This is a genomic window from Neisseria sp. P0020.S003, from assembly GCF_051957095.1.
Lineage (GTDB): Bacteria > Pseudomonadota > Gammaproteobacteria > Burkholderiales > Neisseriaceae > Neisseria > Neisseria subflava.
This window is the reverse complement of sequence record NZ_JBQCWU010000007.1, coordinates 64,017-87,372: the sequence shown is the minus strand read 5'-3', so window position 1 is coordinate 87,372 and position 23,356 is coordinate 64,017. Positions and strand designations below refer to the sequence as shown.

Here is a 23,356-nt window from a genome sequence, read left to right as displayed (position 1 = left end):
CGCTGCTGGCTGCGTATATGCAGGTAGTGGAGTACGGCTTGGTATTTGAAGTGTAATGTATATTTGCTCATAAAAAAACTGCACCTTGTGAGTTGGAGGGGATGTCCAACTTTTGGGGTGCAGTTCAAACCTTACTACGAGTTTCAGACGGCCTTTATTCCATCAAATAATCAAGCCTGTTTCAATTTTGCATCGGCATCACGCAATGCAGTACGCAGACCTTCCTCGATAACCGGATGGTAAAACGGCATATCCAGCATTTGCGGAATCGTCATCTTCATTTGATGCGCCCAAGCCATCAAGTGTGCCAAATGTTCGGCAGCAGGGCCGACAACTTCCGCACCAATGAAACGGCCGGTCGCTTTCTCAGCATACAAACGCATATGGCCTTTGTTGACCAACATAACGCGGCTGCGGCCTTGATTTCGGAAGGAAACCTCGCCGATGACAAACTCATCAGGCTGATATTTCGCCGTAACTTGCGCGTATTTCAAGCCGATAGTGGCAATTTGCGGACTGGTGAATACCACGCCGATTACGCTACGGCGCAAACCGCCCTCAATATTCGGGAAAATAGCGGCATTGTGGCCGGCAATTTTGCCTTGGTCGGAAGCTTCATGCAGCAGAGGCAATTGATTGGACGCATCGCCTGCGATAAAGATATGCGGAATGCTGGTTTGCATGGTCAACGGATCGGCAACAGGCACGCCACGCGCATCTTTTTCGATATTCAGGTTTTCCAAACCGATATTGTCCACGTTCGGACGGCGACCGGCGGCAGCCAAAGCATATTTGGCATGGAACACACCTTTTTCGCCATCTTGTTCCCAATGAACTTCAACATTACCTTCTGCATCCAATTTGACTTCGGTTTTGGCATCCAAATGCAAAGTCAACTCTTCACCAAAAACGGTTTTGGCTTCTTCAGCGACAACAGGATCGGAAATACCGCCAATCGCACCGGCTACGCCAAAAATCTCAACTTTTACGCCCAAACGGTGCAAAGCCTGACCCAACTCTAAGCCGATTACGCCAGGGCCGAACACGGCCACACTCTTAGGCAAGGTATCCCAAGAGAAAACATCATCGTTCACAATCAAGCGATCGCCTAAAACTTCCCACTGTGGGAAAATCACAGGGCGCGAACCGGTGGCAATCACAAAACTTTTTGCAGTAATTTGAGTGTGGTCATCAATTTGGACGGTGTGTTCATCAACAAATTTTGCCGTACCCATAATACGCTTGTCGGCAGGCCACTCTTCTACATCGCTGACTACAAAACCGACAAAACGGTCGCGTTCGGACTTCACGCGGTGCATGACTTCTTCGCCGTTTACCGTTACGCTGTCTTTATCCAAATGTACGCCAAACGGATCGGTATGCAGAGCATGATGGCGCGCTTCCGCAGCCGCAATCAGCAATTTGGACGGCATGCAGCCGACACGTGCACAAGTTGTTCCGAATACATTGTTTTCAATCAGGTAAACATTGTCTGTATGAAGTCGGGCATTGCGAAATGCGCCCATACCGGCTGTACCGCCACCCAGTACTACCACATCTGCTTGAATCTTTTTCATATTTTATCCTTACTGTCTATATCCAAACCGATATTGCCATCAGGTTATCCGTTTTCAGACGGCCTAAACTTCATAAACTATCAAAATCTAAAAATTAATAGCCAATACCTAAATATCGATTTAAAACAATAATCTCAAATTCTACTTGTAAATATAGAGTTATTCAGAACGCCGATTTGCAAACGTCGTTTGAATAACTCTATATTTGGGTCTTTCAGACGGCCTTTTCAAGCCGTCTTAAGCATACAGGCAATTAGTTTTTAGCCAAGTAAGCTTCCAAGTCTTCGCTGCCGCCGATGTATTTGCCGCCGATGAATACTTGAGGAGCAGTCATCTTGCCGGTAATAGCGCGTACGGAAGTAACAGTTGCATCTTTGCCCAATACGATTTCTTCGTAAGACAAGCCTTTGTCTTGCAGAGCTTTTTTAGCTTTAGCACAGAATTGGCAGCCAGGTTTGGTGAAGATGGCAACAGACTCTTGAGCTTTCCACTCGGGAGCAATAAATTTCAACATAGTGTCAGCGTCAGACACTTTGAAAGGATCGCCTGGTTCTTCAGGTTCGATAAACATTTTTTCAACCACGCCGTCGTTAACCAGCATGGAGTAACGCCAAGAGCGTTTACCGAAGCCCAAGTCTTCTTTGCCAACCAACATGCCCATGCCTTCAGTGAATTCACCGTTGCCATCAGGAATCATGTAGATGTTGTCAGCTTCTTCTTCAGCAGCCCAAGCGTTCATTACGAAAGTGTCGTTTACAGATACGCAGTAGATTGCGTCAACACCGTTTTCTTTGAACGCGCCAAACAATTCGTTGTAGCGTGGCAGATGAGAAGAAGAGCAAGTTGGAGTAAATGCGCCAGGCAGAGAGAACACGACTACTTTTTTGCCTTTGAACAAATCATCAGTAGAAACATCTTTCCAAGTGTCGCCAACGCGAGTGCGGAATACTACGGAAGGTACTTTTTGACCGGTACGATCTTGCAAAGCCATTTTTAAGCTCCTTAAAAATTCGGGTTTGAGAAATGAATCAATGCTTGCATTCTAATGCAGGCCTATCGATTTGTATAATTTATAGTTCAAATAATATTAATTACATTAAACTATCAATTCAATTAAACCGAAAACAGCTGTTTCTTTAAATGAAGGCCGTCTGAAATAAAACAAGTGCCTGACTGAAATTATTTTTTAGGTAAGGGCTGAACGGGAGAATCCGAAGCCACAATTTCACCGATGGCTGTTTCCGCAATATCCTTCAAAACATAGCGGTCTTTATCCGGCATGTCTGTCGGTTTGTATTGAGGCGAGAAATCCAAACGGATACGGATTTTCTTCATAGAAACAATACGCCATAAAGACTGAAACAGGTTTACCTCCGCATAGGATGGCAGATCCGTCCGTTGTCCTTCGCCATCATAATATCGCAAAGTTACTGCCTGAATCGGCGCTTTCGCATCAATAGCCGATTGAAACAGGGCTGCTTTAAACGGCAAAATACCCAAGCCAGAAGAAGTGCGTGCCTCGGGAAAGAAACTGACATTTTGCCCTGCTTTCAATGCCGCACAAATCGCCTGATTAATCGGCTCGATATCACGGCGGGAATTGCGCTTAATAAACACCGTGCCGGCATTTTTACCCATTTTCCCCAAAACCGGCCAGCCGCTAATTTCCTGTTTCGCAATAAAACTGCTCGGATAAACGGCACTCATGGCAAAAATATCCAACCAAGACACATGATTGGCCACCACCAAAGTACCGCTCACATTTCCTTGCGGCGGTACGCCGATTTCCAATTCGATATCCAAAGCATCCAACGCACCTTTTCCCAAAACAACCACAGCGTGATTGCGTTCCTCTGCATTGTTGCCATCGATGGCACGCAAATCCCGACCGGTTCTGAATAACCAAGCTGCCAAACGGCAAAGTCTGCCCAGTCGTTTAAAAAAAGGAGCTTTTTGTTTAGACATAAAATTTCTTCTGTATTGTGTTCATTATTTTCAGACGGCCTCTGACATTTAAGGCCGTCTGAAACTATTTCTGGCAATTTGGACAATAAAATGTTCCACGCTGCCCCAAAGTTTCTTTAAAAATCAGCCCGCCACATTGGACACAAGGCTCATTGTGACGGCTATAGACCGTATACTCCTGCTGAAAGTAGCCGCTTTTTCCATCGCTATTAACGAAGTCTCGCAGCGTACTGCCGCCGGTTTCAATCGCCCTTTGCAGAACCGCTTTAACGGTTTCCACCAATAATGCGCATTCTTTTTTGGTCAACTTATTCGCCGGACGCAATGGCGAAATACCTGCCTTAAACAGGCTTTCATTCGCATAAATATTGCCAACGCCAACCACCACCGCATTATCCATCAGCGCTAATTTAACTGCTCGCTTTTGGTTTTTCAATTTCTGATACAGGTAATTTGCATCAAAATCGTCCGAGAGCGGCTCCGGCCCCAGTTTTTCCAACAGCGGATGATGCTCGGCAATACCCTCATACCACAATACCGCACCAAATTTACGCGGATCGTGATAACGCAATACGGTACCGTCATCAAATACAAAATCCAAATGATCGTGTTTATCCGGTGTGGCGATACGCTCATCATCGGCGGTAAAAATCCGCAAACTGCCGGACATACCCAAATGAATAAGTAAAATACCCGTTTCAAAAGTAATAATCAAATACTTCGCACGACGGTTGCATGCAAAAACTTTGCGCTCGGCCAAAATTTGCGCCAAGTTCGGATGAATAGGCCATCTCAATTTAAACTGGCGAATAATGACTTTTTCTATCTTTTTTCCATCAATATGCGGCGTAATTCCACGTAAAGTCGTTTCCACTTCAGGTAATTCAGGCATCATTAATTCTCCAAATCCATATATAGGCCGTCTGAAAACTATTCGGTCAAACGTGCCGTACTTAAAGCAACCGTATTGCCATCGAATGCAGATTCCAATTCAGGCAAAGGATGGACACCAATTAAATGTTTCGTTAAAACCACACCATAAACCGCCGCACATTGAGGCCACCACCTATCCCCCACCTTTTCCATAAACCGCCAAAATTTCAAAACAGATGGCGAATTCACCGCAGGCAGATAATCCATAAACTGCCCATATTCCATTTCAAAACCAATAGCGGCAATTTTTCGTTTCAACTCAGCCAGAGCCAAGCATTGAGATTTCATAGGCAGTCTTTTGCCATCAAACCACGAGCTCAATCCCCACAAAGATTTAGGGTTAAACCCCGTCAAAATCAACCTGCCCTCAGGTTTTAATATCCTAAATGCCTCTTGCAACACCAAATCGGCAGATGAAATTTCCAAAAGATGGGGCATCAATAACACATCCACTGAATGCGTTTCAAATGCCAACATTTCAGCATCCATCCGCACATCGCGCGGCACCACAATCATATTTTCAGACGGCCTCTGCCATATACCGCCTAATTGAACCGCCACTTGGCCATTCAAATATTGCAAATGCCGTCTGAAAAAATCCGCCTCTTTTTGAGCAAGATATTGTCCCATTGGCGTTTGCATAAAAAAAACTTCCATTAAAGACTCCCCTATGCATTCTGGCTTGTGTGACAGAATTTTAACACCACGGCCACATCATACAAGCAAATTCCCTACTCGACTTGACGTTTGAATGCTGAAACGATACCATCGAAAAGACGAAATTTTATTATATATTTGATAACTCTATTTACTATGGCAAAACTAAAAACCATCGCTCTGACCGTTTCAAGCCTGTCGGCAGTTTCCGCCACAGCCTACGCGCAAAACGCCACGCCCAACCAAGTCGGCATGGCCATGATGCGCCTCAACTCCTCCCTGCTCGACCAAGCCAAAGCACAAACCTTCGGCTCTGGTAGCTTGTGGGCATCGTTGCGTAAAGACTTCCGCATCAACGAAGTCAATACAGAACTGGTTCGCCGCCATGAAAACAAATTTGCTGCAAATAGTGCATATTTCGACCGCACCATCTCCCGCAGCAAACCTTATATGTACCATATTGCCAATGAAGTTAAAAAACGCAATATGCCTGCTGAAATCGCTTTGCTGCCTTTCATTGAAAGCGCATTCGTAACCAAAGCCAAATCACACGTCGGCGCATCCGGCCTGTGGCAATTTATGCCGGCTACTGGCCGCCACTTCGGCTTGGAAAAAACGCCTTTATATGACGGCCGCCACGACGTTTACGCCGCTACCGATGCCGCACTGAACTACCTGCAATACTTGCACGGTATGTTCGGCGACTGGTCTTTGGCCCTTGCCGCTTACAACTGGGGCGAAGGTAACGTCGGCCGCGCCGTAAACCGTGCCCGTGCGCAAGGTTTGGAGCCGACATACGAAAACCTGCGTATGCCGAATGAAACACGCAACTACGTTCCAAAACTTTTGGCCGTCCGCAACATCGTTGCCAACCCGCAAACTTTCGGCATGAATATCAGCGAAATCAGCAATCAACCGTATTTCAAATCTGTCAGCATCGACAAACCTATTGATAACAGCACAATCGCTCGCTTTGCAAACATCAGCGAAAGCGAACTGTTGGCACTCAACCCAGGTTTCAATGCCCCAGTATTTATCCCTAAAAACAACCGTCGTCTGTTGTTGCCAGTTTCTGCGGTTTCTGCATTTGAGAAAAACTACCGCAATGCCAATCCAGATACCCTGATGTCTTGGGATATTTATACCTCTTTGGGCAACAAAAAACTTAATGCCATTGCTAACGATACCGGCATGAGTGTAGCCGAACTCAAACGCCTCAATGGCCTGAGCGGCAGTGCCATTTCTGAAGGTCGCAGCATTTTGGTGGCTAAAAACTCAGCTACCCAAAGTCAAGACATTATTAACTTTATTGACAAAGACAATACTCCGGATACTTACCAATCCAATATGCCGGCCATGTCTCCGATTATTGCTTCCAACGTAGCAGAACCGGTTAAAGTCGCTCAAAATACCGTGACCAATATTGTTTCTCCTGTTGTTCCACAGTCCAGCAAACCGGTTGACTTTATTGCACGCAGCAAAGCTGAAAACGTTACTTCCGTAGCGGTAACAGAAACCAAGGCGCAGCCTCAACAAGTTGCAAATGTGGATGTAGCCGCCCCTGTTGTAGCCATGCCCCATACTACTTCTGATCCTGCTGCTACAAATGTTGCAGAAGCACCCAAAGCAGCTATCCCTGCCGACTTGACTGCACCGACTGTTGCCGCAAACGATGTAGCCCCTGCTCTAGCAGTTGAATCTGTTGCTGCTGCGCCGGTTCAAGAAGAGCATGATGACCTGATGGCTTTGGTACAAAGCCGACCTGCAGAGGAACCTGCAGCGACTGTCGCTGAAGCAACTCCTGAAGCCAAACAAGTTCAAACTGTTGTCACTGCCGAAAGTGCTCGTGCCGCACGTATCGCAGCCAATACCGCTAAACAACAACGCCGCATCAATGCGCGTCTTGCCCGTGTAAACGGTCAACAAAACACACAAACTGCAGCACTTGAAGCAGGCACACACCGCGTGGCAGATGGCGATACGCTGTTTAACATCTCCAAACGTTACAACTTGAGCGTAGCTGATTTGATTATTGCCAACAACATCAAAGGCAACAATATCAAAAAAGGCCAAATCCTTCGGGTCACAGCTGCTCCTGCAAAAGTCCGCAGCAACCCGATTCAAAACGTTTCCTACACTGTACGCAAAGGCGATACTTTGAACACCATCGCCAACCGTTTCAATGTTGATGTTAATGATATCCGCCGTTGGAACCGCAATACCCGTACTGTGACTCCTGGTCAACGTTTGAAACTGATCGGTAGCTAATACTTGCTTCAAAACAAAGGCCGTCTGAAACATTCAGACGGCCTTTTCTTTATGATAAATAATAAATTCAATTTTTAAAAACAAAATAGCTATCTCTTCAAGCCATAAATATCTATGCAATAACTACCACATAGAAAAAAGAGTGTGCAAAAACACACTCTTTCTCAAACAGATTGCCATCAAATTTTACTCTTAACACCTACATTCAAACATATAAATTCTGTATAAACATGATTATGCCGGTGAAAAAGCATCACAGAAGAAGGCATCTTCCGGTAAAGCACATTTTTGAGTCAGCAAACTTTGTGCACTCTCTGTCATAGCTAGTGACCCGCAAGCATAAACTTCATATTGGCTCAAATCAGGATAATTTTGTGCGGCAACGTTTTGCACATATCCATTCTCCCCTTTCCAATCGGAATCAGGCTTAGAAAGGACAGGCGAGAATTTTGCATTTTTCAGACGGCCTATTAATGCTTCTGCTTCTTCCAATGCGTACAAATCCTCCTGCTGACGTGCCCCCCAGTAGAAATGAACCGGACGTTCGCTATTCTGATGAATCAAATCAAGCAAAATACTGCGGATAGGTGCGTAACCTGTACCCGTTGCCAACAAAACAATCGGTTTATCGCTGTCCTTTTGCAAAGTAAACGTACCCAATGGACCTTTAACGCGGACAATACCTTTTTCTTTGACTTTCGGCTCGGCACCAAAAATCATTTCCGAACATACGCCGTTTTCACGTTTACGGATATGCAGTTCCAAAACACCTTCTTGGTCAGGCAAATTGGCGATTGAATAGCTGCGGCTGATATTGCCGGGAAGCAGCAAATCAATATATTGTCCGGCATAAAATGCAAATGACGGCACTTTAGGTAAAGCCAACCTCAACAAAGCAACATCATGTTTGATTTCAATCGTTTCGATGCGTACAGGCAAAGTGCGCACCGGCAAAGCATTCGGATTAAACCCCGGCACATTGATTTTCAGGTTGCTCTTCGCAGTAGTACAGCACAATAACACTTTACCCTGCGCTTTTTCTTCGGCGCTGATGGCTTTATCAATATGATCGCCCATTTCAAATTCGCCACTCATCAACTCGGCCTTGCATTGTCCGCAGGTACCACTTTTACAAGAATGGGGCAGATTTAAATTTTGACGGGTCGCGGCAGCAAGAACGGTTTCATCCTCGTTTGCCGTAAATGTGATTTGATCTGATAAGGTAATAGTATGTGTCATGGTATTTTAGAATAGTTTTAAAATCAAAAATAAAGGCCATCTGAAAATAAACCTGTTTTCAGACGGCCTGTCCTATCTATCAAGCTAATTTGGCTTTAATCAGCTCTTGAACTTGAGCCGGATTAGCCTTGCCTTTACTTGCTTTCATCACTTGGCCGACAATCGCATTCAAGGCTTTTTCATTGCCGGAACGGAATTGTTCAATGGCTTTCGCATTGTTTGCCAACACTTCGTCCACCATCGCTTCAATTGCACCAGTGTCAGTAATTTGTTGCAAACCATGTTTCTCGATGATTTCGGCAATACCTGCTTCAGGATCGGCCCACATTGCTTCAAAAGCTTTTTTCGCCAATTTGCTGCTTAATGTTCCATCCGCAACTTTAGCGACCAACTCGGCAAGACGTGAAGCTGTAATCGGGCTTTCAGCCAGTTCCAAACCTTCTTTATTCAAGGTAGCGGCAAGCTCGCCGTTCATCCAGTTTGCAGTCAATTTACCTTGGCCACAGGCTTTGGCTGCTTCTTCAAAGTAGGCAGCTTGAGCGCGGCTGGCAGTCAACAGACGTGCATCATAGTCAGATATGCCGTAATCGGCGACAAAACGCGCCGCCATTTCATGCGGCAACTCAGGCATTTGCTCTTTGGCTTTTTGCAATTGGCCGTCTGAAATAATAACCGGCAGCAAATCCGGATCCGGAAAATAGCGGTAATCGTGCGCATCTTCTTTCAAACGCATCACACGGGTTTCGCCTTTTTCAGGGTCAAACAGCATGGTTGCCTGCTGTACTTTACCGCCGTCTTCCAAGATTTCGATTTGCGCTTCCACTTCATAATTGATGGCTTGTTCCAAGAAGCGGAAAGAATTGAGGTTTTTGATTTCACGGCGTGTACCGAACTCAGCCTGACCTTTTGGACGTACAGAAACGTTGGCATCGACGCGGAACGAGCCTTCCGCCATATTGCCGTCGCAAATATCCAACCAAGTTACCAAACCATGCAATGCTTTAGCGTATGCCACGGCTTCGGCTGCAGAACGCATTTCCGGCTCGGAGACAACTTCCAACAAAGGCGTACCGGCACGGTTCAAGTCAATACCAGTAGCACCGTTCAAACCCTCGTGCACGGATTTACCCGCATCTTCTTCCATGTGCGCACGGGTAACATTGATGGTTTTAACCTCATCGCCTACTACGATTTCCAGCTTGCCGTGTTCAACAATCGGCAAATCTAACTGGCTGATTTGATAGCCTTTTGGCAAATCAGGATAAAAATAGTTTTTACGGTCGAACACGTTTTTCTGATTGATTTTCGCATCCAAAGCCAAACCGAGTTTGATGGCTTTTTCGACGACTTCGCGGTTCATTACCGGCAATACGCCCGGCAACGCGCATTCCACCACGCTGGCGTGGGCATTAGGCTCGGCACCGAATGCAGTGGATGCGCCGCTGAAGATTTTGGATTGGGTGTTGAGTTGGACGTGGATTTCCAGTCCGATTACGGTTTCCCAAGTCATAAGGGTCTTTCTGTCGAAAAAAGTTAATCGGTTAAATGAGTGATTCGTTTTTCAGACGGCCTGAATAAAAAACCATAACAGGCCGCCTGTAAGATAAGTTTATTTCCTGCGGCGTTGGAACCCGGGAAGTTGCCAATGGAAACGGTATGCAGTCAGGCGAAACAACAATCCGCCGGCAAAGAGCAGGTTTAACGTAAAAATATTAATCCAGCCCAAATGCCCGAACAGATAAATCAGCCCGCCAATCAAAATGGCTACGCTGCCGTAAAGGTCGGTGCGCAAAATCATCGGCACATCATTGACCAAAATATCGCGCGCAATACCGCCGCCAACGGCAGTCACAAAAGCCAAAGAAATAACGCCAAACAAATTGAGCTGCAAGGCCATACCGATTTGTGCGCCGGTAATGCTGAAAGCTGCCAAACCGATGGCATCGGCAATAATAAAAGCAGCGGCCAAATAGGTGCTGCGATAGCGTTGCACCCTTATCAACCACGCAATGGCAAGCGTGGCAAACACAACTATCAACGCATCGGTTTGCAAAAACACTTGCGGAATCCGGCCGACCAAACCATCGCGTATCATGCCGCCGCCAACAGCCGTCAGTAACGCCGTAATGACGACACCGAGTACATCCAATTGCTTGTTGTAGCCGACCAAATAGCCGGAAATGGCAAACGCAGCTGTCCCAATGATTTGAATGAAGTCGGTTGTATTCATATATATGTTTTATTCATCAGATGATAGTTTATTTTATAGGAGCTAAACCATTTCTTATTTGCTCTTCGATTTCATCTAACATCTGATAACGCTTACGATACATAGACCGTTTTTTGCTTTCGATTTCCTCAAAATCTTTACGCACCGGCTCTTTTGGAAGATGCCATAATCCATCAACACCCTTTTGAGCACCATGCTCCTGCCAAAATTGGTCATAGTTCATTTTGACACGTTTCTTCAAGCGCCAACGTAGCTTAACTTGCCTATCTTGTGTGATACCAATCACACCATCCAGCTTTAATGCAATAGCAAAATATTGCAATGCATGCACCATCAATTGCTGAGGACGCAATCCATGTAGCTTCTTAGTTAAAACCCGTACAGTATCTTTCGCCTCTTCTCCTGCTGGTCCCTGAAGGGAGGCTGCAAGCAGCATATTATTTACAAAGGCGAATGTTGTCATATACAGACGTCTTCCATTGCTTTCTCGTAAAGAAAGAGACCACATCCCCTCATCAACGCAATTGTCATTTCGGTTAAGCCAAATCTCAAGGCCGTCTGAAGGTTTTGCCAAAACAATATGAAAGGAACGGGTTTTCATACCCATTACTCTTTCTTTTCCAAACAGCTTTTCTGCAGCCTCAAAATCTGACTGCATAATTTTTAACCTATCATGACCACTAAATTTCTTATCAACAAACTCATGTATCAAAGGATAGGCATCTTGGGGCATTTGACTAAAAAAACTTTGGCATATTTCCGAAGCATTTACAAACTGCTCAAATGCCTTAATTTCTTTACGATACCACAATGTCCTCAATGTAAATTTTAAATGTTGCGTTTTAAACTTTGGTGCATTCTGATAAACAGTTTTAAATCCTGGAAAAGAAAACTTTTCAGGCATATAGACTCCCTACCCTTATTTCGGCGCTTTAGTGTGCCAATCGCTGTTCAGTTGAACTTGATGTGCTGCACCCAAAATTTTGGCTTCGGAGAAATAGTTGCCGATAAATTGCACACCAATCGGCAGGCCGTTTGCGCTAAAACCGGCAGGCAGAGTCAGTGCAGGCAAACCGGCAAGGTTTACGGCGATGGTGTAAATATCGGACAAGTACATTTGCACAGGGTCGTGAATGTCGCTGCCGAGTTTAGGCGCGGCAGTCGGCGCAGTCGGCGCCAAAATGAAATCACATTGACCAAAGGCCGTCTGAAAATCATTGGCTACAAGGCGGCGCAGTTTTTGCGCTTTCAAGTAGTACGCATCGTAGTAACCATGACTCAATACATAAGTACCGATCATGATACGGCGCTTAACCTCACTGCCGAAACCTTCGACACGGGTGTTGCTGTACATTTCTTCAAGGTCGCCGAATTGCGCTGCACGGTGGCCGTAACGTACGCCGTCGAAACGGGACAAGTTGGTACTTGCTTCCGCGGAGGCGAGAACATAATAAGCAGGAATCGACAATGATGTTTGCGGCAGGGAAACTTCAACAGTCTCCGCGCCTTGAGCTTTAAGCAAATCAATAACGCTTTGCAAGGCCGTCTGAACATCGGCATCCGCACCTTCGCCGAAATATTCTTTAGGCAAACCGATTTTCAAACCTTTAAGCGGTTTGTCCAAATCACGGGTGTAGTCTTCTTTGTCGCGTTCCAAGCTGGTGGAATCGCGCTCGTCAAAGCTGGCCATGGCGTTCAACAAAATCGCACAGTCTTCGGCCGTTTGCGCCATAGGGCCGGCTTGGTCGAAGCTGGAAGCATAGGCAACCATACCGAAACGTGAAACCGTACCGTAAGTCGGCTTGATGCCGGTAATACCGCAATGCGATGCAGGCTGACGGATAGAACCGCCGGTATCCGAACCCAAGGCAGCCGGTGCCAAACGCGCCGCAATCACGGCAGCCGAACCGCCTGACGAACCGCCGGGAACATGTTCAAGATTCCATGGGTTTTTGGTTGCGCCGTAGAACGAAGTCTCATTGGTCGAACCCATGGCAAATTCGTCCATATTGGTACGGCCAAGAGTCACCATACCGGCATCCAACAGGTTTTGCACCACAGTGGCAGTATAAGGAGAAACAAAGTTATCCAACATTTTGGAACTACATGCACTGCGCCAACCTGTTTGGCAGAAAATATCTTTGTAAGCAACCGGCACACCGGTCAAAGCCGTTGCATTACCGGCCGCGATACGCGCATCGGCTGCTTTGGCTTCAGCAAGGGTCTTATCTTGATCGATGGTCACATAGCCATTGATGGCAGGGTTTTTCGCAGCAATAGCAGCCAAATATTCGGTCGCCAATTCGACTGCAGAAATTTGTTTGGATTGCAGCAGGCTGCTGGCTTGTTTGAGCGTGTAAGCGGTCATTGTGCCGTACTTTCTATAAAACAGTTTTTTGCTTTCAAAACAGATATTGAAAACATCCGTTTAAATCAATAAATCGGGCCGTCTGAACAGAATATCCTTTCAGACGGCCTTGCAATAGGGGCTTGCCGATAAGCAAAGGCCGTCTGAAACCTTATTCTTCAATCACTTGAGGAACGATATACAGGCGGTTGCGCACTTCGGGGGCAACAGCCTGATATTCTGCAGCGTGATCGGTTTCAGTCACTTTATCTTCGCGCAGGCGCAAAGCGGCTTCATGCGGATGCGCCATGGGTTCGATGCCGTCGGTATTGACGCTTTGCATGTTTTCAACCATGGCGAAAATGTCGTTCAACTCGGCAAGCGTTTTGTTTTTTTCTTCGTCCGTTAAAGTGAGGCGCGAGAGTTTTGCGATTTTTTCCACATCATTTAAGCTTAAAGCCATAAAAAAATCCTTGTCTGATAGCAATGCCTCTTTGGTTTGGGGTATCATTGCATTTCGTCTTCTATGAAGCGAAGAATTATAACCGAAAACCAAACAGGTTGGCATGGTGTTTTAATTCAGACGGCCTTTTAAGGGGGCATTTATCCGTCTAAAACTGTGTACCTGTTTTTCTTATTTTAAATAATGCTAAACACATCCGGGCTGGGCCGGAATTTCAGGAATCCTATGTTTCGCCTTTTATCTCGTTTCCTCTCTAATGATATTGCCATCGACTTGGGCACGGCCAACACGCTGATTTTTGTACGCGGCAAAGGGATTGTTTTAGATGAGCCGTCCATGGTTGCGATTCAATCCGGCGCAGGCAATAAAAGTAAAATTATAGCCGTGGGCACGGAAGCCAAAAAAATGCAGGGGCGTGCGCCGCGCAATATTGAAATTGTCCGCCCGATGAGGGACGGCGTGATTGCTGACTTTGTGATTACCGAGCGTATGCTGGGTATGTTGATTAAAAAAGCCACCGAAGGACGATCTTTGGTTCCGCCTCGTGTGGTTATCTGTGTTCCGGGCGGCTCTACCCAAGTGGAACGTAAAGCGATTTTGGATTCTGCGTTTGCTGCCGGCGCGGCAAGCGTACATTTGATTGAAGAACCGATGGCTGCCGCTTTGGGCGCAGGCTTGCCGATTGAAGATGCGGCAGGTTCGATGATTGTCGATATTGGTGGCGGTACGACTGAAATTGGTATTCTTTCACTGGGCGGTATGGCCTATTCTGCTTCTGTCCGTGCAGCCGGCGATGAATTTGATAAAAGCATCATCCATTACCTGCGCCGCCATCGCGGTGTCTTGATTGGCGAAGCTACGGCAGAGGAATTGAAGAAACAAATCGGCTCGGCCTCGGGCTTTGAAACCGAAACAGCCATGCGCATTAAGGGCCGAGATCTGGCCGAAGGTACGCCTAAATCCTTGGCAGTTACTTCAGATGAAATCCGTGAAGCATTGAGTGAAACGGTGAATCAAATCATCCGTGCTGTCCGTCTGGCTTTGGAACAGGCTCCGCCCGAATTGGCCGGCGACATCGCCGACCGCGGTATTATGCTGACCGGCGGCGGCGCGCTTCTGCACGGTATCGATACCGTCTTGGCCGATGCAACCGGCCTGCCCGTCGGTATTGCCGACCAACCTCTGAACTGCGTTGCCTATGGTGCCGGTAAGGCTTTGGACTATATCGGCAAATGGGATGATACCGTATTCACGGAAAACCCATAAGGTAGATGGTTATGGAACGCTCTTCTTTGCGCTTTGACGAGGCAAAAGGCCCTAAGCTGTTGCCTCGTTTTGTCGTTTATATTGCTCTGGCTGCCGGTCTGATGGTAGCTGATTACCGCTTTTCATTAATGCAGCCTGTACGCGCGGCAGTCATGCCTATGCTCTACCCTGTTCAATGGCTGGCCAATCAACCTGTTCAACTTTATCAATATTTTGCCGACCTCTCCCAGTCTAAATCCGAGCTCTTGGAACAAAACCGCCAGCTTCTGGAAGAAAATGGCCGTCTGAAAATCGATTTGCAGCGGGATAAAGTCAATACCGATGAATTGCACGAATTGAAGAAACTGTACGGTTTGCAACAAAAAGGCATTCACAACGTTATCGGTGCGGAAGTCATTTCCAATGGCAAAGATCCGCTTTCCGAAAGACTGATTATCGGCAAGGGCAGTCAAGACGGCTTGAAAGTTGGTGACGCGGTCATCGATCAAAGCGGTTTGATCGGCCTGTTGACACAAGTTCACACACAAAGTGCAGAAATTGGGCTAATTTCAGGCGGACAAAGCATTGTCCCCATAGCCGTCAGCCGCACCGGCGAACGCAACTTGGCATACGGCAATGGCAACGGTTTGGATTTGCGCTATTTCCCAACCGGCTCCGACTTGAAACCCGGCGATATTCTGCTAACTTCCGGTTTGGACGGTACCTATCCGGCGGGGATTCCCGTTGCAACCGTCAGCAAGGTTGTCCGCGCATCGGGAACGCCTTATTACGATACGCAACTGACGCCTTTGGCCGCTTTACGCAGCAGCCGTTTTGTCTTGGTACTTTCTTCCGCCCCTTCTTCCCCACGCTGATTTCATGAACGATTTTGACGATTCTTACCGTGCAGTACCGCTGCACATCATGGCGGCCAGTCTCATAGTGATGATGATACTGGACTTTATGCCGTTTTCCTTTGACGGATTCTTTTGGCTGCCTGAAATGACGGCACTGATGTTGCTGTATTGGACATTGCACCAACCGCAACGCGCAGGCATGGGACTGGCTTTTGCCATCGGTCTGATTGTCGATGCCGCAACCGCCGCGACTTTGGGCTTGCACGCCCTGTCTTACGTCGTGATGACTTATTTCATCTTAAACCGCCGTCGCCAAATCATGCTTTACGGCCACATTATGCAATTGGCCGCTGTATTGGCTGCACTGCTTCTCAATCAGGCCGTCTTAACTGTTGCCCGCTTGTTCCTTAATCATCAGGTCATCACTTTGCAAGGCTTTGTTGCCCCATTTGTCGGCGCATTACTTTGGCCGATACTCAGCCAGCTAATGTTGATTGTGACCCGTATTTACCGCTCCTGCTGAAAAGATGAAACCGACTCTTCCACGCCGTCTTTCCGGTGGTCAACATACCAAAAAACCTTCCGCTCAGGCAGCACAAGCCGACGCTCTATTGCGCCTGCTCGTTGCCTTTATCCTGATTGTCATCTTCTTTTCCATCTTACTGGCGCGGTTCTTCTACCTGCAAGTGACTCAACACAATGAGTTTTCAGGTCAGGCATCGAGCAACCGCATCACCCTGATTCCAACGCCGCCCGTACGCGGCGAAATCGTCGATATCAGCGGCGTTCCTTTGGCCAAAAACTATCCAGTCTTTTCGCTAGAAGTTATTCCCAACCGCATTGAAGGCAAGATGGAAGATGTCATTGAAGCATTGAAAAAATACGTCGATATTACGCCGACAGATTTAAAACGCTTCAAAAAATACCGCGAAAGCTATCGAAAATTTGAAAATATCCCGCTCAAGCTCAGGCTGACTGATGAAGAGGCCGCCCGTTTATCCGTGCATTTGCGCGAATTCAAAGGCGTAGAGGTCAACTCACGCACATTCCGCGAATATCCTTACGGCAAACTGACTTCCCATTTCTTAGGCTACATCGGCCGTATTAGCGATAAAGACAAAGAAATGCTGGAAGAAGAAGGCCTGACCGCCCTCTACCGCGGCAGTACACATATCGGCAAATCCGGCTTGGAAAAATATTACGAACACCAGCTTCATGGTATTCCAGGCTATCAGGAAGTCGAAAAAGACGCTTACGGCAATATCGTCCGCGTATTGAAAAATGTCCCGTCCCAAATGGGGCAAACCTTGCGCCTGGGCATGGATATCCGTATGCAGCAGGAAGCCGACCGCATTTTAGGTGACCGCCGTGGCGCATTGGTGGCCATCAATCCGCAAGACGGTACTGTTTTGGCATTTGTTTCTAAGCCTTCTTTCGATCCCAACCTCTTTATTGACGGCATCGACAGCGACACTTGGAAAATGCTGAATGACGATTGGAAAAAGCCTTTGATCAACCGCGTTACCCAAGGCCTTTATCCGCCGGGTTCTACATTCAAACCCTTTATGGGCATGGCCTTATTAGAAAGCGGCAAAATTACTCAAAACACCATCATCCCCGCTCCCGGCGCATGGAGCATACCCGGCAGCCGCCATATTTTCCGCGACTCTGTCCGCAGCGGCCACGGCTCGGCCAACTTGAGCAAAGCCATTCAAGTATCCTCAGATACCTTCTTTTACCGCTTAGGTTACGAGATGGGTATCGATAAAGCCTCTCCGTATCTGGCACAATTCGGTTTCGGCCAAAAAACCGGTATTGACCTGCCCAGCGAATATGTGGGCGTTTTGCCTAGCCGCGAATGGAAAGCCAAACGTTTTGCCAAATCTTCCGACCCTACCGCCAAAGAATGGCGCGCCGGTGAAATGGTTTCTGTCAGCATCGGACAAGGCTACAACGCCTACACACCTTTGCAAATGGCACATGCGACAGCATCTCTGGCCAATAACGGTGTCGTTTATCAGCCGCATTTGGTCAAAGAAGTATTAGATTTTGGCGCACGCAAAATTACCCGAATCAACCCCAATCCCGAGCGTCAAATTCCGTTCAAAACCGACAACTTCGAATACGTCAAACGCGCAATGGAAAAGGTATTGAAACCGGGCGGCACGGCACACCGTATCGGTGGCGGGCTTGCTTATACAATGGGCGGTAAAACCGGTACGGCCCAAGTCGTACAAATCAAACAGGGCGGCCGCTACAACGCCGCAGCCCTGCGCGAACAACACCGCGACCACGCATGGTTTATCTCGTTTGCGCCATTGGAAAAACCTGAAATCGCCATTGCCGTTATTTTGGAAAACGGCGGCTGGGGTGCGTATGCCGCGCCATTGGCTCGTGAAATGACTGATTTTTATATGCTTCACGTCAAACCGCAACAGTTTTCAGACGGCCTTGAGTCAGATTCGGCCAAAACTGAAACAACGAACAAGCACCAGCCTATTACCAGCATTTTCCAATCTGCCTACGGACTGACTCCGACAAGCCCTGCCTCACAGCCGGAGGTTCATCATGAATAACACATCAGCGTGGAAAAATTTCAAATCCACCATTGCAGCCCCGATTGACCCTTGGCTGCTTTTTGCCATGCTCGCCATCTACATCATGAGCCTGTTCCTGCTCTATTCTGCAGACGGGCAAGAGTTCGGCCAATTGGAAAACAAAACCATCCATACCGTTTTGGGCTTTGCCCTGTTATGGATTATCGCCGTATTCAAGCCGCAAACCGCCGCCAAAGTTGCCCTGCCTGTTTACATTGTCGGCGTATTACTGCTGATTGGCGTCGAAGTCGCCGGCGTTACCGTAAACGGCTCCACTCGTTGGCTGAGCCTCGGCTTTACCCGTATCCAACCTTCCGAAATCATGAAAATCGGCATTCCCATGACTGTCGCGTGGTATTTCCAACGCTATGAAGGCCGTCTGAAATGGATACATTATATTGTCGCCCTCGTGCTGATTCTTGTTCCTGTCGCCCTAATTTTAAAGCAGCCAGACCTCGGTACGGCAGCATTGATCATGGCTTCGGGTATTTTTGTCATCTTCTTTGCCGGATTGCCTTGGAAGGCTATTTTTGCCGCTATTATTGCCTTTGTAGCCGCCTTGCCGCTTTTGTGGAATTACGGCATGCACGACTATCAAAAAACCCGCGTCCTTACCCTGCTCGACCCAACCAAAGACCCGTTAGGAGCAGGCTACCACATCATCCAATCCATGATTGCCATCGGCTCGGGCGGTGTATGGGGTAAAGGCTGGCTCAACGGTACGCAAACCCATTTGGACTATATTCCCGAATCAACGACTGACTTTATTTTCGCGGTATTCGGCGAAGAGTTCGGCCTGATTGGCAATATCCTTTTACTGCTGGTTTACCTTATCATTCTGGCACGCGGATTGTGGATTGCCGCGCAAGCTCAATCCCTTTACAGTCGTACTTTGGCAGGCGCATTGACCATGACCTTTTTCTGCTACGCCTTTGTAAACATGGGCATGGTCAGCGGCATTTTGCCCGTCGTAGGTGTCCCCCTCCCCTTGGTCAGCTACGGTGGTACGGCTACGCTTTCCATCATGGTGGTGCTCGCCCTGTTGATGGGTATTGCTAATGAACACAAAAACCTCCGCCGCCGTAATGCGGATAACGATGACCTAACTGAAAGCGAGGAATAATATGGAATTAGGTGTAGAAATCGGCAAGCTGCTTGTGGCATTTCTCGTGCTGATTAATCCTTTCAGCGCGCTCTCAATTTATCTTGATCTGACACAAAACCACAGTACCAAAGAAAAACGCAGAATCGCGCGTACTGCCGCATTGGCCGTTTTCATCGTAATCATCGTCTTTGCACTGAGCGGCGGTATCTTGTTGAAAGTACTCGGCATCAGCGTCGGCTCTTTCCAAGTCGGCGGCGGGATTCTGGTTTTGCTGATTGCCATCTCCTTAATGAACGGCAACGACAACCCGGCCAAACCCAAAATTGACCCCCATTCAGAAGAACATCAAAATGCGCAACAAGTCCGCCGCAACGAAAAAGCCATTGCCGTCGTACCCATTGCCATTCCTATTACCATCGGCCCCGGCGGTATCTCCACTGTCATCATTTATTCCTCTGCCGCCAAGAATTACAGCGATATTGCCCTGATTATCATCTCCGGCTTTTTGGTCAGCCTGATTTGCTATTTCATTCTGGTCGTGGCCGGACGCATCAGCAAACGCTTGGGCACTACCGGCCTGACCATCCTCAACCGCATCATGGGCATGATGCTGGCCGCCATTTCCGTAGAGATTATTGTTGCCGGCTTAAAATCCATTTTTCCCCAACTGGTCGCTTGAAGTACAATCATCACAATAAAAGGCCGTCTGAAACATTTTCAGACGGCCTCATAAAAACATAAAAACAAAGGAGCCAACCATGTTTCACAGCACCCATGTCTTCACCGGAGAAACCATTTACCGCCGACCGGCGCAAAGCTATACCGAGTTCACCGACGAATTAAACCGCCTCCAAACCCTTCAACAAACCTTCACCCAGTCAAGCATTATCGAGCGCACCGCCCTCTTACAGCAATTTGCCGACAGCCTAACCCAAAACCAAGAACGCCTTGCCGAGATGGTTTGCGAAGAAGTCGGACGCTGCCTGCACGAATGCCGTGCCGAAATCAGCAAATCCATTGAGCTTATCCGCTACTACGTCCGCCTTGCCCCCGAACTGCTTGCCCATAAAACCATCGCCACCCAAGCCAGCCTCAGCCAGGTCCGCTTCGAGCCTTTGGGTGTTGTTTTGGCGGTCATGCCGTGGAACTACCCTGTTTGGCAGATTTTACGATTTGCCATCCCTGCCCTCTGTGCCGGCAATGCCTGCGCGGTCAAACCTGCGCCCAGTGTCGCCCGCATCAGCGAAACCCTATTCAGCCTTGTCCCAAAAGGTTTACCGCTTATCGGCGCATGGTTGAGCCATGAAGACACGCTTAAAGCCATTGAAGATACCGATGCCATGGCATTTACCGGTTCGACCCATACCGGCCGCCTGCTGGCCGCCCATGCAGGCAAACATCTGAAAAAAACCGTCCTTGAACTGGGCGGCAGCAATCCGTTTATCATTCTGCCCGATGCCGATCTGCAACGCGCAGCCATCGATGCCTGCTATTCTCGCTTTCGCGATGCCGGACAATCCTGCAATGCCGCCAAACGCATCGTTGTTACCCAAGATATTGCCGAACAGTTTATCCCACTCTTCCTTGCCGAGTGCGCCAAACTGCAAACCGGCAATCCAAAAGATCCGAACACCACCCTTGCCCCGCTTCACCGCCAAGACCTGCGTCAAACCGTACACGAGCAGGTTCAAGATGCGGTTGCACATGGCGCGCAATGCTTGAGCGGCGGCTATATCCCTGAGGGAGAAAGCTGGTTTTACCCTGCCACGGTATTGGATCAAGTCAACCCAAACTGCCGCGTTTGGCACGAAGAAGTCTTCGGCCCGGTTGCCATGATTTTACGTGCCGACAATCCGGATCATGCCGTCGCACTTGCCAACGACACACCTTTCGGCCTTAGCGCCTGCATCTACACAGCAGACACGGCAAACGCATGGCAATACGCCGAAAGAATCCAAGCAGGCTCTGTCTTTATCAACCGCCACACCAGCAGCGACCTGCGCCTCCCCTTTGGCGGCGTCAAAGCTTCCGGCTATGGACGCGAGCTATCAGAATTCGGGCTGTACGAGTTCGTCAACGTCAAAACCTATTGGCAAAAATAAACCGTTTCATTAACTCAGGCCGTCTGAAAACCAGATTTCAGACGGCCTGATGTTGTTTAAAAAGGCTGCAAAAATTATTGTCTTTAAACCCGTACAAACCCTGCAAAGTCAAAGACGCTCAAAAATAAGAAACCTATCTTAGAAAGCAATCCATATACCCACGTCTCTGTTGAATCAGCAGATTATTATGTCCTTCATTCCGATTGCTGCATTAAGCCGTTTCTAAAATACTCAATAAACAAAAAGGCCGTATGAAATACAACTTTCAGACGGCCTTTTCAATCAAGCACAAATTACTGAGTTACAGTTTCCATTCAGCCAATTTAGCAGCGTACGCATCCAAGTCAGCGATTGGACGGGTAGCCACGCCGCTTTCCATAGCTGCTTTAGCGGTAGCAGAAGCAACGCGAGGCAACAGGCGAGAGTCGAATGGTGTAGGAATCAGGTATTCCGCACCGAATTCAAATTTCTTACCGTAAGCGGCAACCACTTCTTCAGTTACCTCTTCCATTGCCAAGTCAGCCAAAGCGTACACGCAGGCACGTTTCATTTCTTCGTTGATGGTGGTCGCGCCGACATCCAATGCGCCACGGAAGATGAATGGGAAGCACAATACGTTGTTTACTTGGTTCGGGAAGTCTGAGCGGCCGGTACCGATTACCACATCCGGACGGGTTTCTTTTGCCAAAGGAGGCAGAATTTCCGGATTTGGGTTTGCCATAGCGAACACGATTGGTTTTTCGTTCATGGTGTTCAGCATTTCAGGGGTCAGCAGGTTTGCACCGGACAGACCCAAGAAGATGTCTTTACCTTTAACGGCATCAGCCAATACGCGTTGGCCGTTGTCTTCGATGGCGTAGAATTGTTTGGACTCGTCCATACGGTCTTTGTCTTCGCGGGTTTTATAAATCACGCCTTTGGAGTCGCAGACGGTAACGTTTTCACGTTTCAGACCCAAATCCAGCAATTGGTTCAAGCAGGCAATCGCTGCGGCACCTGCACCGGAACACACCAACGTCGCTTCTTCAATTTTGCGGCCGGTATAACGCAAAGCGTTCAATACGGCGGCAGCGGTAATGATGGCGGTACCGTGTTGGTCGTCGTGGAATACAGGGATTTTGCAACGTTTGCGCAATTCACGTTCGATGTAGAAGCACTCAGGCGCTTTGATGTCTTCGAGGTTGATACCGCCGAAAGTCGGTTCCAAAGAAGCGATGATGTCTACCAATTTTTGCGGGTCTTTTTCATCGATTTCGATATCGAATACGTCAACGCCGGCGAATTTTTTGAACAATACGCCTTTGCCTTCCATTACAGGTTTACCGGCCAATGCGCCGATGTTGCCCAAACCCAACACTGCGGTACCGTTGGAAATCACGGCAACCAAATTGCCTTTGGCAGTGTATTTGTAGGCAGTTTGAGGATCGGCATGGATTTCCATACAAGGAGCGGCTACGCCCGGAGAGTACGCCAACGCCAAATCTTTAGAAGTGGCAAGAGATTTGGTTGGGGTAACGGAGATTTTGCCCGGCACGGGGAATTCGTGGAACTGCAGGGCGGCTTCTTTTAATGAATTTTCCATTTATCGATCCTGTTTGCGAGAGAGATTTTACAGCGAACAAGTCTGAAACAGGCTGCTTCAGACGTTTAAAATTTCTAAAGTCGGGTTGTTAACAGACCGGCTTTGTAAGAGGCCGTAATTTTATCATGTTCTTTTGGTGGCGCATACCGATATTTATTACATTTGTTTTGATATTTCGTTTTATTTGGT

The 23,356-nt window shown here is 47.8% G+C and carries 20 protein-coding genes and 1 pseudogene; 8 read left to right on the top strand and 13 right to left on the bottom strand.

Annotation, left to right across the window (positions count from 1 at the left end; translation table 11 throughout):
* From ACTHTQ_RS05990 to ACTHTQ_RS05965, 6 genes and pseudogenes are all read right to left on the bottom strand, one after another.
* Positions 1-128, bottom strand: a pseudogene (locus tag ACTHTQ_RS05990) (helix-turn-helix domain-containing protein); the annotation flags it as partial.
* Positions 129-170: 42 nt separating this feature from the next.
* On the bottom strand, positions 171-1,577 hold the full coding sequence (locus tag ACTHTQ_RS05985; protein ID WP_440363400.1) for a dihydrolipoyl dehydrogenase: 1,407 nt from the start codon (positions 1,575-1,577) through the stop codon (positions 171-173).
* A 253-nt stretch (positions 1,578-1,830) separates the two neighbouring features.
* The gene (locus ACTHTQ_RS05980; protein WP_003685261.1) at positions 1,831-2,568 is read right to left on the bottom strand and encodes a redoxin family protein; all 738 of its coding nucleotides are present in this window, start codon (positions 2,566-2,568) and stop codon (positions 1,831-1,833) included.
* Positions 2,569-2,756: 188 nt separating this feature from the next.
* The gene (locus ACTHTQ_RS05975; RefSeq protein ID WP_003685330.1) at positions 2,757-3,542 is read right to left on the bottom strand and encodes a 1-acylglycerol-3-phosphate O-acyltransferase; all 786 of its coding nucleotides are present in this window, start codon (positions 3,540-3,542) and stop codon (positions 2,757-2,759) included.
* A gap of 64 nt (positions 3,543-3,606) precedes the next feature.
* On the bottom strand, positions 3,607-4,434 hold the full coding sequence (mutM, locus tag ACTHTQ_RS05970; RefSeq protein ID WP_440363401.1) for a bifunctional DNA-formamidopyrimidine glycosylase/DNA-(apurinic or apyrimidinic site) lyase: 828 nt from the start codon (positions 4,432-4,434) through the stop codon (positions 3,607-3,609).
* Between the two features lie 38 nt (positions 4,435-4,472).
* Positions 4,473-5,132 carry a class I SAM-dependent methyltransferase gene (locus ACTHTQ_RS05965; RefSeq protein WP_440363399.1) on the bottom strand — a complete coding sequence of 220 codons (660 nt, stop codon included), beginning with the start codon at positions 5,130-5,132 and terminating at the stop codon, positions 4,473-4,475.
* A gap of 156 nt (positions 5,133-5,288) precedes the next feature.
* Here ACTHTQ_RS05965 and ACTHTQ_RS05960 point away from each other — a divergent pair, with 156 nt between their 5' ends.
* Positions 5,289-7,400 (top strand): LysM peptidoglycan-binding domain-containing protein, encoded by a 2,112-nt coding sequence (locus ACTHTQ_RS05960; RefSeq protein WP_440363398.1) that lies wholly within the window; start codon positions 5,289-5,291, stop codon positions 7,398-7,400.
* Positions 7,401-7,634: 234 nt separating this feature from the next.
* On the opposite strand, the gene ACTHTQ_RS05955 is transcribed toward ACTHTQ_RS05960, so the two are convergent.
* The 6 genes from ACTHTQ_RS05955 to gatC all read right to left on the bottom strand — a co-directional run bounded on the left by ACTHTQ_RS05955 (position 7,635) and on the right by gatC (position 13,679).
* Positions 7,635-8,639, bottom strand: coding sequence for an FAD-binding oxidoreductase (locus ACTHTQ_RS05955; RefSeq protein ID WP_440363397.1), 1,005 nt, complete (start codon positions 8,637-8,639; stop codon positions 7,635-7,637).
* Between the two features lie 79 nt (positions 8,640-8,718).
* Entirely contained in the window at positions 8,719-10,149 is a 1,431-nt protein-coding gene (gatB, locus tag ACTHTQ_RS05950; RefSeq protein ID WP_440363396.1) for an Asp-tRNA(Asn)/Glu-tRNA(Gln) amidotransferase subunit GatB, read from the bottom strand.
* A gap of 99 nt (positions 10,150-10,248) precedes the next feature.
* Positions 10,249-10,869 (bottom strand): trimeric intracellular cation channel family protein, encoded by a 621-nt coding sequence (locus ACTHTQ_RS05945; RefSeq protein ID WP_137040959.1) that lies wholly within the window; start codon positions 10,867-10,869, stop codon positions 10,249-10,251.
* A 28-nt stretch (positions 10,870-10,897) separates the two neighbouring features.
* Complete coding sequence (locus ACTHTQ_RS05940) at positions 10,898-11,773, bottom strand: VirK/YbjX family protein (protein WP_440363395.1); 876 nt, start codon at positions 11,771-11,773, stop codon at positions 10,898-10,900.
* Positions 11,774-11,788: 15 nt separating this feature from the next.
* On the bottom strand, positions 11,789-13,237 hold the full coding sequence (gatA, locus tag ACTHTQ_RS05935) for an Asp-tRNA(Asn)/Glu-tRNA(Gln) amidotransferase subunit GatA (protein WP_308111154.1): 1,449 nt from the start codon (positions 13,235-13,237) through the stop codon (positions 11,789-11,791).
* Positions 13,238-13,388: 151 nt separating this feature from the next.
* Positions 13,389-13,679, bottom strand: coding sequence for an Asp-tRNA(Asn)/Glu-tRNA(Gln) amidotransferase subunit GatC (gene gatC, locus ACTHTQ_RS05930; protein WP_003685110.1), 291 nt, complete (start codon positions 13,677-13,679; stop codon positions 13,389-13,391).
* Between the two features lie 225 nt (positions 13,680-13,904).
* Between gatC and ACTHTQ_RS05925 the strand changes: the two genes are divergently transcribed.
* The 7 genes from ACTHTQ_RS05925 to ACTHTQ_RS05895 all read left to right on the top strand — a co-directional run bounded on the left by ACTHTQ_RS05925 (position 13,905) and on the right by ACTHTQ_RS05895 (position 21,585).
* Positions 13,905-14,945, top strand: coding sequence for a rod shape-determining protein (locus ACTHTQ_RS05925; RefSeq protein ID WP_440363394.1), 1,041 nt, complete (start codon positions 13,905-13,907; stop codon positions 14,943-14,945).
* A gap of 11 nt (positions 14,946-14,956) precedes the next feature.
* On the top strand, positions 14,957-15,799 hold the full coding sequence (mreC, locus tag ACTHTQ_RS05920) for a rod shape-determining protein MreC (RefSeq protein ID WP_308111152.1): 843 nt from the start codon (positions 14,957-14,959) through the stop codon (positions 15,797-15,799).
* A gap of 4 nt (positions 15,800-15,803) precedes the next feature.
* The gene (gene mreD / locus ACTHTQ_RS05915; protein WP_250589750.1) at positions 15,804-16,304 is read left to right on the top strand and encodes a rod shape-determining protein MreD; all 501 of its coding nucleotides are present in this window, start codon (positions 15,804-15,806) and stop codon (positions 16,302-16,304) included.
* 4 nt (positions 16,305-16,308) lie between these two features.
* Positions 16,309-18,357, top strand: coding sequence for a penicillin-binding protein 2 (gene mrdA, locus ACTHTQ_RS05910; RefSeq protein ID WP_440363393.1), 2,049 nt, complete (start codon positions 16,309-16,311; stop codon positions 18,355-18,357).
* Positions 18,350-19,501 (top strand): rod shape-determining protein RodA, encoded by a 1,152-nt coding sequence (gene rodA, locus ACTHTQ_RS05905; RefSeq protein ID WP_440363392.1) that lies wholly within the window; start codon positions 18,350-18,352, stop codon positions 19,499-19,501. The genes mrdA and rodA overlap by 8 nt, the downstream gene beginning before the upstream one ends.
* A gap of 1 nt (position 19,502) precedes the next feature.
* Positions 19,503-20,162 (top strand): MarC family protein, encoded by a 660-nt coding sequence (locus tag ACTHTQ_RS05900; protein ID WP_003685320.1) that lies wholly within the window; start codon positions 19,503-19,505, stop codon positions 20,160-20,162.
* A 79-nt stretch (positions 20,163-20,241) separates the two neighbouring features.
* A complete protein-coding gene (locus ACTHTQ_RS05895) occupies positions 20,242-21,585 on the top strand; it encodes an aldehyde dehydrogenase family protein (RefSeq protein WP_440363391.1) in 1,344 nt (447 codons plus the stop codon).
* Positions 21,586-21,886: 301 nt separating this feature from the next.
* Here the strand turns inward: ACTHTQ_RS05895 and ACTHTQ_RS05890 are convergent, their stop codons facing one another.
* The gene (locus ACTHTQ_RS05890) at positions 21,887-23,167 is read right to left on the bottom strand and encodes a malic enzyme-like NAD(P)-binding protein (protein ID WP_082815478.1); all 1,281 of its coding nucleotides are present in this window, start codon (positions 23,165-23,167) and stop codon (positions 21,887-21,889) included.
* Between the last annotated feature and the right edge of the window lie 189 nt (positions 23,168-23,356).

Bases quoted from the DNA above. Each gene is read 5' to 3' on its own strand.
- ACTHTQ_RS05985 (WP_440363400.1), bottom strand. From the start codon at position 1,577: ATGAAAAAGATTCAAGCAGATGTGGTAGTACTGGGTGGCGGTACAGCC.
- ACTHTQ_RS05980 (WP_003685261.1), bottom strand. From the start codon at position 2,568: ATGGCTTTGCAAGATCGTACCGGTCAAAAAGTACCTTCCGTAGTATTC.
- ACTHTQ_RS05975 (WP_003685330.1), bottom strand. From the start codon at position 3,542: ATGTCTAAACAAAAAGCTCCTTTTTTTAAACGACTGGGCAGACTTTGC.
- mutM (WP_440363401.1), bottom strand. From the start codon at position 4,434: ATGCCTGAATTACCTGAAGTGGAAACGACTTTACGTGGAATTACGCCG.
- ACTHTQ_RS05965 (WP_440363399.1), bottom strand. From the start codon at position 5,132: ATGGAAGTTTTTTTTATGCAAACGCCAATGGGACAATATCTTGCTCAA.
- ACTHTQ_RS05960 (WP_440363398.1), top strand. From the start codon at position 5,289: ATGGCAAAACTAAAAACCATCGCTCTGACCGTTTCAAGCCTGTCGGCA.
- ACTHTQ_RS05955 (WP_440363397.1), bottom strand. From the start codon at position 8,639: ATGACACATACTATTACCTTATCAGATCAAATCACATTTACGGCAAAC.
- gatB (WP_440363396.1), bottom strand. From the start codon at position 10,149: ATGACTTGGGAAACCGTAATCGGACTGGAAATCCACGTCCAACTCAAC.
- ACTHTQ_RS05945 (WP_137040959.1), bottom strand. From the start codon at position 10,869: ATGAATACAACCGACTTCATTCAAATCATTGGGACAGCTGCGTTTGCC.
- ACTHTQ_RS05940 (WP_440363395.1), bottom strand. From the start codon at position 11,773: ATGCCTGAAAAGTTTTCTTTTCCAGGATTTAAAACTGTTTATCAGAAT.
- gatA (WP_308111154.1), bottom strand. From the start codon at position 13,237: ATGACCGCTTACACGCTCAAACAAGCCAGCAGCCTGCTGCAATCCAAA.
- gatC (WP_003685110.1), bottom strand. From the start codon at position 13,679: ATGGCTTTAAGCTTAAATGATGTGGAAAAAATCGCAAAACTCTCGCGC.
- ACTHTQ_RS05925 (WP_440363394.1), top strand. From the start codon at position 13,905: ATGTTTCGCCTTTTATCTCGTTTCCTCTCTAATGATATTGCCATCGAC.
- mreC (WP_308111152.1), top strand. From the start codon at position 14,957: ATGGAACGCTCTTCTTTGCGCTTTGACGAGGCAAAAGGCCCTAAGCTG.
- mreD (WP_250589750.1), top strand. From the start codon at position 15,804: ATGAACGATTTTGACGATTCTTACCGTGCAGTACCGCTGCACATCATG.
- mrdA (WP_440363393.1), top strand. From the start codon at position 16,309: ATGAAACCGACTCTTCCACGCCGTCTTTCCGGTGGTCAACATACCAAA.
- rodA (WP_440363392.1), top strand. From the start codon at position 18,350: ATGAATAACACATCAGCGTGGAAAAATTTCAAATCCACCATTGCAGCC.
- ACTHTQ_RS05900 (WP_003685320.1), top strand. From the start codon at position 19,503: ATGGAATTAGGTGTAGAAATCGGCAAGCTGCTTGTGGCATTTCTCGTG.
- ACTHTQ_RS05895 (WP_440363391.1), top strand. From the start codon at position 20,242: ATGTTTCACAGCACCCATGTCTTCACCGGAGAAACCATTTACCGCCGA.
- ACTHTQ_RS05890 (WP_082815478.1), bottom strand. From the start codon at position 23,167: ATGGAAAATTCATTAAAAGAAGCCGCCCTGCAGTTCCACGAATTCCCC.